The following is a 14,870-nucleotide window of genomic DNA, read 5'->3' as shown; positions in this document are numbered from 1 at the left end:
AGTCCTGAAATACTGCACATCGGCTATTCGTAATATACCCGGAAGACAATGTCCTGCTCATAATTCCCGAACCCGCGGCCAAACAGGGTTAAGCCGCCCCGCCTTCGGGTGGTGTCCTCCGCAGTAAGCCGGAAGATCCAGTGATCCTGCTCCCAACCCACATCATCAAGGGTGACCGCAGAGATCTGCTGTCCGTCCACATACGTACCGCCTTTATTAATCCTTAGGACCTTGAGCAGTCCATATTGATTGACATCCGAGTTCCACCAGGCCGGAGTAAGGCGTCCTCTCATCACCCCGAAGTCACCGGGACTGGTCCATTTCCCCAGCTCCATACCATTCAAGGTAAAGCTGATGTCCGAAGGCCATTTCTCGTTCACATGCGGTGCCTCTGAGCCGATTTCCATAGAGATCTCGATCTCCTGAACCGTCTGGTCCATAAAAAGATAATTAGGAACCTTGTACTCGGCGTAACCTTTGGCGAACCATAAAATCCCCGCATCCACCCGTTCCGGATCGAGAAAATAACGCGGATCATCATAATACCCGATCAGCTTTTCTGTTGTGGCAATGCCGCAGGTCGGCGAAGCTTGCAGATCTGTATAATGTCCCACAGGCACCGACACCTCGACCACTTTTCTGGCGATACCCTTTGATCCCGACAGCTTAATCTGCAGGAAATTGGCCGACAGCGAACAGAACTTGTAGGTCCCTCCGTCGATTCTCTTCATTTGCGAGCTTACAATTCCTGCCTTTTGGAGCTTGGCGACATGGGAGCTCACGATTGCACTGCTGAGATAAAGTCTGGCTGCCAGCTCTTTGATATGCATTTCCTGCGTGCCAAGCAGTTCAATAATCCGCAGTCTGACCTCACTGGCCAGCGCTTCATAGACCTTAAGGGATTCTGAATCGGTTGTTAAATACATATCCTATCCTCCATTACCCGTAATTGAATTAACATTTTTATTAATCCTTAATATTTATATTGCTTAGTATAGCTTGACGTACGTATTATGTAATCAGTTATTACTTTAACGGATTAATATATTCATTAATCCTATACGAAGGAGCAGATAATTCATGACGATACAATCCTCGATGATTGTCGATAAGGATTTTAAGCTGGCTGAGGTGGACCCGCGGGTCTACGGTTCTTTCATTGAACATCTGGGACGGGCTGTCTATGGCGGTATTTACGAACCGGGACATCCAACGGCAGATGAGAACGGCTTCCGCGGAGATGCCCTGCAGGCCATCCGCACGCTGAATGTCCCAATTATCCGTTATCCCGGCGGAAATTTCGTCTCAGGCTACAACTGGGAAGATGGGGTTGGTCCCAAGGCTGAGCGTAAGCGCTCTCTTGAACTCGCCTGGTGGACGACCGAAACCAATCAAATGGGTACTAATGAATTCGCAGAGTGGGCTAAGCTGGCAGGTTCCGAAGTCATGATGGCCGTCAATCTCGGTACCCGGGGGATCGATGCGGCCAGAAATCTGGTCGAGTATTGCAATCATCCCTCCGGCTCTTACTGGAGTGATCTGCGGATCTCCCACGGTTATGCAGCCCCCCATGCCTTCAAAACCTGGTGTCTCGGCAATGAAATGGATGGTCCATGGCAGATCGGGGCCAAGACGGCAGTTGAATACGGGCGCCTAGCCAATGAAACAGCCAAAGCCATGCGCTGGGTGGATCCTTCACTTGAGCTTGTCGCCTGCGGCAGCTCAGGCAGCGGGATGAACACCTTCGCCGAGTGGGAAGCTACTGTGCTGGATCTCACCTACGATAATGTGGATTTCTTGTCTTTGCATACGTACTACAATAACAATGAAGACGATACCCCTAATTTCCTGGCCCGCTCCCTGGATATGGACCAGTTTATCGACAGTGTAGCCGCTGTATGCGATTATATCAAGGCCAAGAAAAAGAGCAGGAAAAAGATTTATCTCTCCATGGATGAATGGAATGTGTGGAAGTCCCAGGGTTCGAGCCGCGCCGAGCAGCATTGGCAGGTCGCCCCGCCGGAATTCGAGGATGTGTACACGCTGGAGGATGCGCTTGTTGTGGGTTGCTGTCTAATCTCCCTGCTGAAGCACGCGGACCGGGTGAAGATGGCCTGCATTGCCCAGCTTATTAATGTCATTGCACCAATTATGACTGAAAACGGCGGCCCGCTCTGGCTGCAGACCACGTACTATCCTTATATGCAAGCTTCTGTCTATGGCCGCGGGACTGTTTTGCACCCGCTCATTTCCAGTCCGAAATATGATTCCAAGGATTTCACCGATGTTCCCTATCTGGAAGCAATCAGTGTATACAACGAAGAGCTGAACGAGGTAACTGTGTTTGCCGTTAACCGCCATCTGGCAGAAGGCTTGGAGCTAGCTGTGGACCTGCGCAGCTTCGGGGCTGTTACCGTGCTCCAGCATACCGTACTGGAACATGAGGATATTCATGCAACGAACACCCGAAGCAACCCGGGGACGGTCCTGCCGCATGACCGCGGCACTGCCACGGCAGACGGCGGACGAGTAAGCGCCCTGCTTCCCAAGGCTTCCTGGAATGTGATCCGGCTGCAGGTGAACGGCTAGGCCAGAGGTATTAATGATACATGATCCAGGCCACAAGCGGTCCGATAATGGAGCCGACGATTGCGCACACCGTCATCGCTACGGAACTCATGGAGACGGACTGCTCGCCGTATTCCAAGGCTTTTGCCGTACCAAGTGCATGTGAAGCTGTGCCCAGACCGATCCCGATGCCGGACTCGCCCCGGATGCGGAACAGCTTGATGATGTAAGGACCGCCGATGGCTCCGGTGAATCCGGCAATCATCACAAATACGGAAGTCAGCGAGGAATCCCCGCCCAGATTGCTGGAGATTTGAATCGCTACAGCGGTCGTAATCGATTTCGGCAGGACTGAAAGAACATACAATTTGGAAAATCCCATTCCTGCCGCCATCAGCAGGCCGCTGAACATCCCGACCAGAAGTCCGGTTACCGTACCCCCAAGCACTGCGGGGAGGTTCTGCCACAACACATGACGCTGTTTGTACAACGGATAAGCGAGAGAGACAACTGCAGGTCCAAGCAGCTTGTTGATCCACTCACCGCCAATCATATAAGTGTCGTAGGAAATATGAAAGCCCATCAGCAGCACAACTACTGTAAAGGTTGCCGTCAGGGCCGGCAGGAGTACGGGGAAACGATAACGTTTGTAAAGCATGGACATCAGGAGATAAATTCCCACATTAAGCAGGATAAAACCAACTGCGAGCAAAAATCTCATGCTTCCTTCCCCTTCTCTCTAAGGCTTCCAGTGCGGTAGCTGTTTCTGCGTCTGGCGCTGCGGCTGGTGAACCACTGGCTGGAATGGGCCGTTACGACCATGGTCAGCACACTGCTCACCACGAGAATGGCAATCAGCAGGAGTCCTCTGCCGCTGAAAATATCAAGGTGGTTCATAATCCCGGCAGTCGCCGGAATGAAGAACATCGGAAGATAGGCCAGAATAAAGGATGAGCCATTCTCAATCAGCTTGAGCGGCACGATTTTGCAGAGCAGTAATATAAACAGAAGCAGAAGCCCGACAATACTGCCCGGAACCGGGAGATGCAGCAGCTTTTGCAGATAGTCTCCGGCCAGATAGAATGCGTACAATATTCCAACCTCGGCAATAATGCGGATGATTTTCATGATGCAGGAATCCCTTCAGTCTTAAAATGAATATCCTATGTAAAAATACTGACTATATTAGAGTAGCAGAACTTTCAGTAAATTTTCAATTATTTTTCGAAGCTTCTATGTATTTTCATGAGTGTAAAACAAAATAAATCCTTACATCCTAAAAAGAAACCTCTCCAGAACGGGATCGTGTTCTCACACTGCCCGCTCACATGGAGAGGTTTCTTCCATTTACATTACTCTTCTTTACATTACACCTCTTTACATTACACCCACTGAATCACTTGCCGGGCAGTTTGCCGAGTTTTCCCGCGCGGCTCGTTGATCCGGTAACCAAAGGCCACCATGCAGGATATCCCAAAATGCTCAGGGTCCATAATACCTTCAGCAGCCAGCACCTCTTCAATCTTCGCCTTGTCGAAGCCTTCTATCGGGCAGGAATCGATGCCGATCATCGCTGCGGCGGTCATCATATTGCCGAGAGCCAAATACGTCTGGCGGGCCCCCCACTCGAACATGGCCCGTTCATTGTCTTTCAGACCAAAGTCGACTTTCAAGAAAGTATCGTAAGTCTGCTGTTTGCCTTCAGCAGCTTCGGACGGGAGGTTCTGCACCTGTTCCATCATATGCCGGATATGATCCGATCCGGCGGCCATGTCTCCGGGTTGTCTGGACAAAATCAGCACAAAATGGCTGGCGGTTGGCAATTGTCCTTGGGCCCCCCAGGCAAAGGGGCGCAGCTTCTCGCGGATTTCCGGGTTCTGTACCACAACAAACCGCCAGGGCTCAAACCCGAAGGAACTTGGAGACAACCGTCCCGTCTCCAGAATAAACTGAAAATCATCCTCGCTGATTTTCCGGCTGCTGTCAAACACTTTCGTCGCATGTCTGAATTCAAAGGCGGATAGGATTTCATGCTTGGCTGCTGCTGTCGCACTGGCTTCCATCTTACATACTCCCTTTCTATAACTGGACAAGTTTAGTTTGACTGATTATGGCTTACAAACATAATATTAAAGTATATATAATGGATTTTGTAGTACGCACATTTTTGTTATGTAGTATACAAATTGATACTGTAGGAGTGATCCCCGAATGCGAAATCGAAAAGGCGGATTTGGCCAATGCCCGGACGGCAACGAAACAGCGTGCCCCGTAGAATTTACGCTCGACGTTATTGGCGGCAAATGGAAGGGTGTGCTTCTATACCATCTAATGGACGACAAGAAACGGTTCAATGAATTCCGCCGCATCTGTCCCGGCATTACCCAGCGGATGCTGACCTTGCAGCTCCGTGAGCTGGAGGAAGACGGAGTGGTTCACCGCGAGGTCTACCATCAAGTGCCGCCAAAGGTCGAGTATTCCCTGACCGAATTCGGCCGGACACTGATCCCGATCATTATGCTGATGAGGGATTGGGGCGAAGAATACAAAATAAAACAGCTTTCCAAAGAAAGCTGCCCTAGTTAATTCAGAAACAGGGGTGTAGGCTTGATGCCGCACCTTTTTTTGTATGAACTGCTTTATTTATCACCGTTGAAGAAAACCTCTGACTTCTCCCGGTGTTCGTCCGTTACCTGTCCGGCAATTGCCCGAATGCCTGCCGCAATAATAGCCGCGTCATCCGTCAGCCCCAGACCAAGCAAGGCATCAGGAATAGCATCAATCGGAGAAATGAAATAGGCTAGCGCTCCGAAGGCAATACCTTTTGCCCACAATGGAGTTTTGGCGTCAATGGCGCAATAATACATCGCAATCGCATCTTTGGTAAAAGGAATTTTGCCGGCGAATTTCCTGGTTTTGCTCCAGAAGCTCTTCTGCACCAGCCTCTCGTTCTCTTTGCTGTATTTGAAATTGTCCACTACGAGTTCTGCGGGAAGCTTGTTTCCGTCCTTCTCCATTAGCGATCCCTCCTGTGATTGTAGACTAATCCTTAATAAGTTCTAAAGCTCCCTCATTATAACATATACACCGTACCCCTTCGGGCAACGCGCCCTAGCTAAAATTAAAACCCTTGACCTGGTGTTACTCCAGATCAAGGGTATAAAAATTACCTAAAGCTGCTGCGCTGCCTCCAAATGCCGCTGAAAAAATATCGCCTTCTGACGGTTATGGAACTCGCCGACCTCATGTCCGGAGAATGGGTAATCCCAGATTTCTTTGGGTGCCGCAATGCGGTTATACGCCGCATAGATCGTTTCCGGCATACATACCGTGTCCTTCCAGCCGACAGACATCATTACAGGTGCAGTAAAGCGGTGCGCCAGATTCACAATATCGAAATAGGCAAGATTATGCAGAATGCGTTCCAGATGCTCCGGGTACCGCTTGATGTAATCAGCGATCTCTGTCAAAGAGCTGGTTGAATTCAGCACCCCGAAATCCAGCCGGCAAAGATTCGGAATGTCGGCAGCGACTGCAGCGACACGCGGGTTCAGCGCGCCTGCCAGCAGGGAAAGTCCGCCTCCCTGGCTGCCGCCGGTAACAGCGATGCGTGAGGGATCTATGCCGGGCAGCTGCGCGGCGGTATCCACGGCCCGGACGGCATCCATCGCCGCAGCCATGTAGTAGGAGTGTTCCTTCTCCAGGATCCCCTGGGTGATCCAGCCTTTGGCAACGCCGCTGCTCTGGGGCAGCAGGTTACCCGTCTCACCCAGCTGGCCCCGCACATCTACAGCCAGAACAGCATAGCCGAGAAGCACCCATGAGGCATAACGTTCCGGGTATCCCCGGTCTCCGGTATAACCCGGAAATGTAACGATACAGGGCAGCACCTGCCGGGCTTCTGCATTCCAGGACGGCTGAATATGCCAGGCATGCACCGTGGTTTCATCAAATCCCTTGAAGCTGACTTTGTTAACCTCCATGCCCGGATAGGGTGTTTCTTCGGGAACAGTGGTAATGTGCAGCGGCTTCTGTTCATATTCCGCAAGGATTCCATCCCAGTAATTGTCGGCTGACTGTGCATCAAGTGTCGGTTCAGGACGGCAGTTTTCCAGTTCCTGCTTACGCAGTTCAATAGTATTCATAGCATAATCTCCTAAACATAGTCTTTGTTATTGCAAGTTCTTGTAAGCGTTATTAATATTAATAGTAATAATAATATAAATCCAGAGAATTCAAAAGGAGATGTTCATCATTCGATACGGAACTTTGGCGCATTCTGCAGGTTGTCTGCCGCTCCAGACTTTAACCTCCACACTGCAGACCCACGATATCAGCTTCGTGCAGCTCGCCCTGTCCAAGGCTATACAGGATATCGACACTTCCCCCGGCAAACTGAGTCCCGGCTTGGCCAATTATATCGGCGAGCAATTCGACAAGGCAGGGATCCGTATCGGTGTTCTCGGCTGCTACATCAATCCCGTTCATCCGGACCCGGTGGTCCGCAGGGCAGAAATCGACCGTTTCAAGGAACACTTGCAGTTTGCCAGACAGTTCGGAGCACCGATGGTAGCTACAGAAACCGGGGACCTGCATACGTTTAAAGAGATCGAGCCTTACCGTTACGAGGAGATCGGTTGGGAAACGCTGCGGACTACGGTGGAAGAATTGGCCGAGGAAGCGGAGAAATGGGGCGTATTTCTGGGGATCGAAGGCGTCAGCACCCACACCTTATCCACCCCGCAAAAAATGCGCCGCCTATTGGATGAGGTGCCTTCCAGCTCCATAGGCGTCGTGTTCGACCCCTGCAATTGGATCGGTGACGATGTGTCCCGGCAGGATGAAATTGTGGACAGCGCCTTCAGTCTGCTGGGTGACCGGATGATCCTGGCCCACTTGAAGGATATCTACCGCGAAGGGAACCATGTCCGTCACGGAAAAGCGGGCCAGGGGCTGTTCCACACTGCAGAATTCCTGCAAAAGCTTCAGACCTTCAAGCCTATGATTGATGTCTCCCTGGAGGAAATCACTCTTCCTGAAATTCGGGAAACAGTTGCCTTGCTGACCGCTCTCGGGAAATGATTAATTGTAATGCTTCCAGTTCAAAAGATGCGCGTCTTCCTCCTGCAGCCACTTCGCTGCATACACAATCTGCCCGGTGTGATAGGAATAATGCTCTGCCGCACAGATCAGTATCTTCTGGATGCTCCACTGGTAGCTCTCCATGCCGGAATTCTCCGGGTAGGTAATGGTAACTACCCGCTCCAAATCTGCAGCCGTGAGCTTCCGGACAACGGACCAGCTCTCGGCTCTTACCGATCTTAGCAGAGTGAGCAATTCTTCCCGGCTATGTCCGCCTGTCTCCAGAAGCTCACCCGGTCTGTCCCTGATCACCGGCTGATTGCCAATTCCGCTGACCAGATGCTGGTATTCGCTGCCTGCGATATGAAGGCAAAGGTTGCCGATCGCATTCATTTTCGTTCGGGGACGGAACCATATCTTCTCTTCCGGCAGCTTGCCGACAGCTTTCTCCACATACTCCAGGGATTGATCCAGCCTTCTCATACACTCCGCAATCATTTCACTCATCCTCTTTGCCTCCTGTTCGCTAGTCCCGATTTTGATTAATGACCGGATACCCGGTACTTTTCCTATCCTTCTGAATAAAATAGTATACAAAAAGCATCATGTCTGTCTGATGCTGCATTCTCTAGAAGGGAAGCGATCATCGATGAGGTTCACATTCCCGATTCTCACCTTATGCCATGGCGGGGCGCAACGGATGCTGGTGGAGCTCACCAATGGTCTGACAGCTTTGGGCCACCAGGTTGTGATTCTCATGCCGCTGGAGGGCGACATTTCCTATGAGATCCACTCCACCCTGCTCCGCACCGACCACACGGTGCTGCGAGAAACCGACTTTCCGGCCAGCGATGTCATTGTTTCCAATTTCTATACCACTGTGCCTGTAGCCGAAGCCGCCAGCAAGAATGGTAAGGGAGTTCATGTACGCCTGTCCTTATGTTACGAGCCGCTGTTTTTGCCGGAAAATGATGTATCCTTTCCTAGTTATCATACCACCGGAAAGCTGATAGTTTTATCACAATGGCAGAAGGAATTGATTGAATTAAATCATGGGATTTCAGGAAGTATTGTGCCTGTCGGCATCAGCTCCTCCTTTAATAATATGCGTATCCGCCACAAACTGCAGGAGCAGTTGAACATTACCGCCATTCTGCGCAAGGTTGAGAACGGCTTCTCCTGGCATCGCGAACAGGATTATCTGGTGCAGCAGCTGGATATCGTCAAACAGAATCTTCCCGGTGTAAACATCAACTTCATCAGTCCGCCGGATGAATTCTATACCTCGGATTCCCTGCAGCAGATGAAGGCCAGCGGCAAATACCGCTTCTTCACACCGCAGAATGATGAAGAGCTCTGCTATCACTACAATGGGGCGGATATTTTTGTCAGCTCCAGCATTTTTGATACCGGGTCCCTTCCGGGACTGGAAGCCATGCGCTGCGGAGCGGCGCTCGTCTCCGTGTACTCCGGCGGCAATCTCGAATATGCCCGTCATGAAGAGAATTGTCTGCTCTCCTACCGGTACGAGAACCGGCTCGCCGAGGATGTTATCCGCCTGAGCCAGGATCATCTGCTCAGAGCCCGTTTAGCCATGCAGGGAGAAAACGATTCTGCCGGATGGACCTGGGAGAACAGCGTCAGAATCATGGAACGGAGTATCAAAAATTTCCTCCAAGGCACACCTGTCGACATTCAGCCCAAGTCCGCACTGGTACGCAGGATGAACAGCTTCAGGGCAGGCAGGAAATAACGATTGCCTCAAAAGCAAAATAGCAGCGCAACTGCCGGATTTTGGCGTTGAGCTGCTGTTTATGCTGTTGCAGCGTACATACATTTGTTCAATTCCCGAAAATAACATCCTGCTTTCCAAGCCGCGTGTCGTTCCATACAGCTCCCAGTGTATCCGGGAAGATCGTTGCCGCCGTAATGTAATCACCGATGAGCGGAACCGGTGTAGGTGAATTCCCGTTCGGATTCGTGGACACATCAGTTACTCTCCGGTTCACAAAGGACAAGCCGCTGTTGATGGATTCCGCCACGAAGACATCCAGCAGGAAACCATCCAGACGGTTCGTATAATAAATTACCCGCACCGTTCCGTTGGAAGGTGACACCGTAATCGATGGTGAAAAATTCTGCGAGCCTGGCGGCGCCCCCGTAATGCTAACAGGCTGGGACCAGAGTAAGCCATCTTGCGACCGTGAGAAAAAGATGTCTGCATACCCCAGCCGAAAATCATTCCAGACCGCATACACAAACCCGCCAAAGGGTCCGGCTGAGATATCAGTTCCCAGGCTGAGATTCGTCTGCACACGGAAAGCATAATTCGGTACGGGCAGCGGACTTGGCACAGGCACTGTATTGGCAATAAATGTAGCTCCACGGGTAACCGGAGGATTAAAAGTGACTCCGCCATCCAGTGAAACCCGGATATAGGCGTATTTGGGTGCCGGCCCAAGCTGAATATAACCGACGTACACCTCACCAGCGAGGCCGACTGCCAGAGCGGCACGCTCAAGCCTCCCTCTCGGGTCAGATATCCGCTGCGGAGGTTCCCAGCTTAACCCCTGGTCCAGAGAGCGCTGAAAGAAGATTGCTGCATTCTGCGCAAGATCATAAAGCGGTGTATAGCCTACATAGGCATTTCCCAGGTGCGGACTGGAGGGTGAGCGGTCCACGGCAAGAAAAGGCTCATCATTGTGGATATAGAGACCAAAACCCCGCCGGACAATAACAGGGGGATTAAAGGTCACGCCGTTGTCGAAAGAGGTATAGGTTGCAATGGTTCCATCATTAAACTCATTAAAAAAATGAACAGCAACAATAAAGGTATTAGGAAACGTATAGTCTATGGTGGGTGCTTCAGCACTCATATAACCCGGTGCCTGCGGCAGAATTGTAGCCGACCATGTCTGCCCCCCGTCAATAGATCTGTAGAATCCGGTCAAAGCTGTACCAGTGCTGTCATCCACCGCCACCGCGCACAGAATATTCGGACTCAACGTATTTACTGCGATTGAAGGTTCAATATGATTGCCCGGAAGCCCGGCGGTAACATTGACATTCACCAATTCGTATCACCCCATTTTCAAGTAGAGAGAATTGTTAAGCGATCGATGTATGTAAGCTCCGGTTGAAGAATGTTTTCCAGGACATTCCCTGCGGTGTCCAAAGCAAACACATTCACGACAGTATTAACGGCACTGTAGAAATTGATTTGAGCTTCATAGTAGTCAGCGAGGCTCACAGAAAAAGTCTGAACTACAAGCTGCTGGGGATTGACCTGAAATAAGGCCTCGCCCACCGGGACACGGGTGAAATTGTTGCCCCGAAAATGAAAGATCTGCAAATTGATATTAATTGAGGCAACAATCGAATCATTCAGGCACGAAATCTGAATTCGGTCGATATGGTTGAGTCCGGCCGGCGGATTGTAAACCGCCCCCGTTGTAAAGGGCATATTTTCTGAACTCCTTTCCGTCTGCTGCAAGCAGAGAGTTTCCCGCAGGACAACGCGCAGCTCACCTCCTACGCAATCAGGTATAAAACAATTCCATTCATATGTATGTGGTTATTATTTGTCCAATGAGAGAAAACTTTGCCCAACCGGTGAGAAAACGGAAAATAATAGTAATGGTACAGGTACAGGCCTGGAGCATAAAAAAAACTGCCAGGAGCATAATTGCTCCGGCAGCCACCAATAATTATAGTATGGAAAGCCCCGAGAATAAAAGCGGACCGATAATAACCGGCGGGTTCACCGTACCAATTGAAGAAGCGGTTAAAGCATATCCATAATATCCGGCAGGGATTCCGCTATCTGCAAAGGAGAAATGAACGGCTTCAAAGTCGTTTACTGCCAGCCCGCTGGATCGAATGGTGAAGATCTGCACCGCATTGCGCGAGATCGTAAAAATAATGTCGGAGCTGTTTGGTCCGCTGCTTTGCAGGCCAATGGTGGCTTGAAGTAAAACTGAGCCGTTAGCGCCTACAGCTAAACCGAATTGTCCCAGAATAGTGCTGTTTGGCAAGCTGTTTACGGGTAATGATGCGGACTGGCTGAAGCTCGACGGAATGCTTTTTCCGAAATCAATGAGTTGTGTCATGGCGTCACACCAACGATAGTCCTGAGAAATCCACAGGACCTACCAGATTTGCAGAATTAAGCGCAGCATTGTTAACAATCGAGACTGTCAGCGTATAGGCAAAATATCCGGCAGGCACATTGGCATCCACGTAGGAGAAACTGATCGGGTCAAATTGTCCGGCGTTCAGCGCACTTGCGCGAATTGAGAAAATAGCGGCTGCCCCGCGCAAAATCGTGAACAGCAGGTCCGGATTTCCAAGTGTGTTTTGAACGCCAACCGTAGCATTGAGCAGGACACTGCCTCCCTGCGCTGTCGCGAGCCCAAACTGGGTCAGTGTATTGCTTGAAGGAGCGCCAAGGATTGGCACGGCAATCGTCTGACTGAAGCTGGATATTGAGCTTTTACTGAAATCAACAACCTGGGTCATTACAAAACGCCTCCTTGTCACAAATTTAACTCTATATAGGATATGGCATTATTTAAGAAGTGACTGGACCTCTTCAGCCCCTAAATCCATGACATATATGCATAGGCAATCCTTGCGTGAATGGTTTACACTAAGATTAAGTACAATATAGCTATCGGAGGTGAGGCTAGTCATATGAACGTATCGGACAAACAAACTGCCGTGCCCCAGTTTAAATATATGGTGAGCGGCGATTCCATCTCCAAAGGGGTGGTCTATGATGAAGCGAGAAGCAAATATGTCATTCTGGAAGAAAATTACGTGTCGCTGCTTCAGGGCAATCTGAAGGGAGCGCTGCGCAATACGGCCAGATTCGGCAACACACTGCTCAAGGGCTTCGGCAATCTGAAACGGGATGTGCTGAAGGAGAAACCGGATGTGGTACTGATCGAATATGGGGGAAATGACTGCGACTTCCATTGGGAGGAAATTATGAATAATCCTGAGGCAGAGCATAATCCCAAGACCGATTTCACGGCTTTCGAAAAAATGCTGCTGGATATGATTGATTTCCTGAAAAGCCAGAGGATTATGCCTATTCTGATGAGTCTCCCTCCGCTGGATGCGGACAGCTATTTCAAATGGGTCAGCGGAAACAACCCGGCGTCGGAAGTGAATATTCTGAAATGGCTCGGCAGCATCACTAAAATCTACTGGTGGCAGGAAAGATACAATTCCACGATTATCAAGGTCGCCGAGAGCACCCGAACCAAAATCATTGATGTCCGGGGCGCTTTTCTCCAACAGCCGGATTTCACCAAATTCATCTGCCGGGACGGGATTCATCCCAATAAAGAAGGACACCGCATCATCTTTGATAAGGTGCTGGATTTCATCCGAAGCAGTGAACCCCAGCTGCTGGTGGACAGCACCGGACAGGCTGCACACAGTCATTAAAGTCTAAAAGGCCTGCTGCATATGATAGATGCAGCGGGCCTTTTGCCGCCTGTTCAGGGATTATGGGATGGAAACTACCGCAGGCAGCTGGCGGAACAGATGGTTCTGTCTCCTGCATTCAGAAATTGTTGTTCCAGTAAACTGGCTTATTATGTTTGCTGCGTCTACCGGACTCAGGAGCCGCTATCTTACCTGGAACGTGCTGTATTCCTTACCGGCGGACTGCATGCCGTTATTCTCGCCAAAAGACGGCCATTTATCGCCAAATGTAGAGCATAACGCACATGAGGTCCGATTCCTCGCTGGATGATGCTGTTTATCCAAAATAGCTGCATTGGAGTCCGGATGCAGCCGCAAAGTGCAAGTCGGTCTGCTCAAAAGCCCCTTATTCAAAGAGCAAAGCGGCCAAGGAGCTGGGCGGGCAACGTGTTATTCCGCTTCCTTTTCGCCAGCTTCCCGTGAATGCAGCTCTACATAATTGTCTCCGAGCACATTTTTGAAATAATTGCGGTTGTAGAGCATACTGGGATGGACGGGATGATAGAGCAAAGCGGCTTCATTGAATAGATTAGCTTTCTCGCGCTGGCCCAGCCGGTCATAACATAAAGCAAGCTGAAGATTCGGCACCCAGGTGGCAAACGCCTCGTTCTTCACACCCATAGAATCATTATTCCGCGGGAGTTTAATCGCAAGCTCATACCAGTAGACAGCCGGGAGCAGCTGGCCTTTCTCTACATGCCAGGCACCTAGCCGGCAGCAAAACTCCGCCCGGGGGGTATCATACTGCAGCGTGCGGCATAATGACTGGAAGGCTCCCCCCCTGTCTCCCAGCCGCTCCCGGCATTCAGCCAGCCTAAGACAGGCCTGGTAATTATCTTCAACCCAGCCCAAACCTCCGTCGAGGAACAGCTCATAATAGCGGCAGGCTTCCTCATAAATTCCATGGTCGCGCAGCTCGTTGGCATAATAATACTGGTCACGCGGCGAGAATACCTCACCCTCCGCCACCCGCTTCTGATAGATCCGCAAATTGCGGTCCGTGTATACTTTGTCTTTTTCATGAGTGATACAGACATCACTGCTGTATGCGGGCCCGTAGACCTCCAGATACTCGTGCACCGGACCTATCCACTTGAAATTGCAGCTTCTGCGGACTAGCCGGTTGCGGCGCAAAGAGGTGACGACTCTCCCCTCTTCGTCAAAAGCCAGATTGTACTGCATGTTCACACTGTCCACACCGTCTGGCAAGCTGTGCTTCAGCTCCCTGAACCGTGCATGATCCACGTCCTTCAGGTAATCATCGGCATCCAGCCAGAAGATATATTCCTTGGTAGCTTTGCTGAAAGCAAAATTGCGGGCGGCTGAGAAATCATCAATCCAGGTAAAGTCATAAATAACCGCCCCATAGGACAAGGCGATTTCTTTGGTGTTGTCCGTTGACCCGGTATCCACAATGATGATTTCATCAGCAATCGCCCCTACCGAAGACAGGCAGCGGGGCAGGCTATTCTCCTCGTTGCGGACAATCATGCATAAGCTGATTTCTATCATGGTACCCTCCTCAAAGTTTTGTGAGCACACGCTTTTCTCCTATATTGATATGCACCGCAGCAGGAATGGAACCCTTGCTCCTACCTATGACATTTCCGCATTCACCACTGTCCCTAAGGAGAAAGCCCGGAGTGAAACAAGCGCAGTGTGCTTTTTTGAGGACGCTGGCGGTGTTTTTTGTTATAATATCGGAGAGTTTAAAATGATTCCCTCTG

18 protein-coding genes are annotated in these 14,870 nt (G+C 50.5%); 6 read left to right on the top strand and 12 right to left on the bottom strand.

Annotated features, from left to right (window positions below):
• Positions 1-23: 23 nt before the first annotated feature.
• Entirely contained in the window at positions 24-926 is a 903-nt protein-coding gene (locus tag ACQ76X_RS11225) for an ArsR/SmtB family transcription factor (RefSeq protein ID WP_076113017.1), read from the bottom strand.
• Between the two features lie 154 nt (positions 927-1,080).
• Here ACQ76X_RS11225 and arfA point away from each other — a divergent pair, with 154 nt between their 5' ends.
• Positions 1,081-2,589, top strand: a complete 1,509-nt coding sequence (gene arfA, locus ACQ76X_RS11220) for an arabinosylfuranosidase ArfA (RefSeq protein ID WP_438493782.1) — start codon at positions 1,081-1,083, stop codon at positions 2,587-2,589.
• Between the two features lie 10 nt (positions 2,590-2,599).
• Here arfA and ACQ76X_RS11215 read toward each other — a convergent pair whose 3' ends face one another.
• From ACQ76X_RS11215 to ACQ76X_RS11205, 3 genes are all read right to left on the bottom strand, one after another.
• Positions 2,600-3,289: an LrgB family protein gene (locus ACQ76X_RS11215; RefSeq protein ID WP_038590072.1), complete on the bottom strand. Its 690-nt coding sequence runs from the start codon at positions 3,287-3,289 to the stop codon at positions 2,600-2,602.
• Entirely contained in the window at positions 3,286-3,696 is a 411-nt protein-coding gene (locus ACQ76X_RS11210) for a CidA/LrgA family protein (protein WP_438493780.1), read from the bottom strand. The genes ACQ76X_RS11215 and ACQ76X_RS11210 overlap by 4 nt, the downstream gene beginning before the upstream one ends.
• A gap of 254 nt (positions 3,697-3,950) precedes the next feature.
• Positions 3,951-4,631 (bottom strand): NAD(P)H-dependent oxidoreductase, encoded by a 681-nt coding sequence (locus ACQ76X_RS11205; RefSeq protein WP_438493778.1) that lies wholly within the window; start codon positions 4,629-4,631, stop codon positions 3,951-3,953.
• A gap of 148 nt (positions 4,632-4,779) precedes the next feature.
• On the opposite strand from ACQ76X_RS11205, the gene ACQ76X_RS11200 reads away from it, so the two are divergent.
• On the top strand, positions 4,780-5,154 hold the full coding sequence (locus tag ACQ76X_RS11200; RefSeq protein ID WP_342481700.1) for a winged helix-turn-helix transcriptional regulator: 375 nt from the start codon (positions 4,780-4,782) through the stop codon (positions 5,152-5,154).
• Between the two features lie 53 nt (positions 5,155-5,207).
• Here the strand turns inward: ACQ76X_RS11200 and ACQ76X_RS11195 are convergent, their stop codons facing one another.
• Positions 5,208-5,585, bottom strand: a complete 378-nt coding sequence (locus ACQ76X_RS11195; protein ID WP_438493776.1) for a YkvA family protein — start codon at positions 5,583-5,585, stop codon at positions 5,208-5,210.
• A 153-nt stretch (positions 5,586-5,738) separates the two neighbouring features.
• Positions 5,739-6,713, bottom strand: a complete 975-nt coding sequence (locus ACQ76X_RS11190) for an acetylxylan esterase (protein WP_438493774.1) — start codon at positions 6,711-6,713, stop codon at positions 5,739-5,741.
• Between the two features lie 100 nt (positions 6,714-6,813).
• On the opposite strand from ACQ76X_RS11190, the gene ACQ76X_RS11185 reads away from it, so the two are divergent.
• Entirely contained in the window at positions 6,814-7,650 is an 837-nt protein-coding gene (locus ACQ76X_RS11185) for a sugar phosphate isomerase/epimerase family protein (protein ID WP_438493772.1), read from the top strand.
• On the opposite strand, the gene ACQ76X_RS11180 is transcribed toward ACQ76X_RS11185, so the two are convergent.
• Positions 7,651-8,157, bottom strand: a complete 507-nt coding sequence (locus ACQ76X_RS11180; RefSeq protein ID WP_438493770.1) for a DinB family protein — start codon at positions 8,155-8,157, stop codon at positions 7,651-7,653.
• A 142-nt stretch (positions 8,158-8,299) separates the two neighbouring features.
• Between ACQ76X_RS11180 and ACQ76X_RS11175 the strand changes: the two genes are divergently transcribed.
• Complete coding sequence (locus ACQ76X_RS11175; RefSeq protein WP_438493769.1) at positions 8,300-9,403, top strand: glycosyltransferase family 4 protein; 1,104 nt, start codon at positions 8,300-8,302, stop codon at positions 9,401-9,403.
• A gap of 88 nt (positions 9,404-9,491) precedes the next feature.
• On the opposite strand, the gene ACQ76X_RS11170 is transcribed toward ACQ76X_RS11175, so the two are convergent.
• From ACQ76X_RS11170 to ACQ76X_RS11155, 4 genes are all read right to left on the bottom strand, one after another.
• Entirely contained in the window at positions 9,492-10,721 is a 1,230-nt protein-coding gene (locus tag ACQ76X_RS11170; protein WP_438493768.1) for an exo-alpha-sialidase, read from the bottom strand.
• Positions 10,722-10,741: 20 nt separating this feature from the next.
• Complete coding sequence (locus ACQ76X_RS11165; RefSeq protein WP_438493766.1) at positions 10,742-11,143, bottom strand: hypothetical protein; 402 nt, start codon at positions 11,141-11,143, stop codon at positions 10,742-10,744.
• 214 nt (positions 11,144-11,357) lie between these two features.
• Positions 11,358-11,759 carry a hypothetical protein gene (locus ACQ76X_RS11160; RefSeq protein ID WP_438493765.1) on the bottom strand — a complete coding sequence of 134 codons (402 nt, stop codon included), beginning with the start codon at positions 11,757-11,759 and terminating at the stop codon, positions 11,358-11,360.
• Between the two features lie 4 nt (positions 11,760-11,763).
• Complete coding sequence (locus ACQ76X_RS11155; RefSeq protein ID WP_438493763.1) at positions 11,764-12,168, bottom strand: hypothetical protein; 405 nt, start codon at positions 12,166-12,168, stop codon at positions 11,764-11,766.
• Positions 12,169-12,342: 174 nt separating this feature from the next.
• Here ACQ76X_RS11155 and ACQ76X_RS11150 point away from each other — a divergent pair, with 174 nt between their 5' ends.
• Both ACQ76X_RS11150 and ACQ76X_RS11145 read left to right on the top strand, forming a co-directional pair.
• Complete coding sequence (locus ACQ76X_RS11150) at positions 12,343-13,104, top strand: SGNH/GDSL hydrolase family protein (RefSeq protein ID WP_438493761.1); 762 nt, start codon at positions 12,343-12,345, stop codon at positions 13,102-13,104.
• 21 nt (positions 13,105-13,125) lie between these two features.
• A complete protein-coding gene (locus tag ACQ76X_RS11145; protein WP_438493759.1) occupies positions 13,126-13,383 on the top strand; it encodes a hypothetical protein in 258 nt (85 codons plus the stop codon).
• Between the two features lie 150 nt (positions 13,384-13,533).
• On the opposite strand, the gene ACQ76X_RS11140 is transcribed toward ACQ76X_RS11145, so the two are convergent.
• The gene (locus ACQ76X_RS11140; protein ID WP_438493757.1) at positions 13,534-14,655 is read right to left on the bottom strand and encodes a glycosyltransferase; all 1,122 of its coding nucleotides are present in this window, start codon (positions 14,653-14,655) and stop codon (positions 13,534-13,536) included.
• Between the last annotated feature and the right edge of the window lie 215 nt (positions 14,656-14,870).

Source organism: Paenibacillus sp. IHBB 3054, from assembly GCF_051594305.1.
GTDB lineage: Bacteria > Bacillota > Bacilli > Paenibacillales > Paenibacillaceae > Paenibacillus_AQ.
This window is presented reverse-complemented; position numbering and strand designations above follow the sequence as displayed.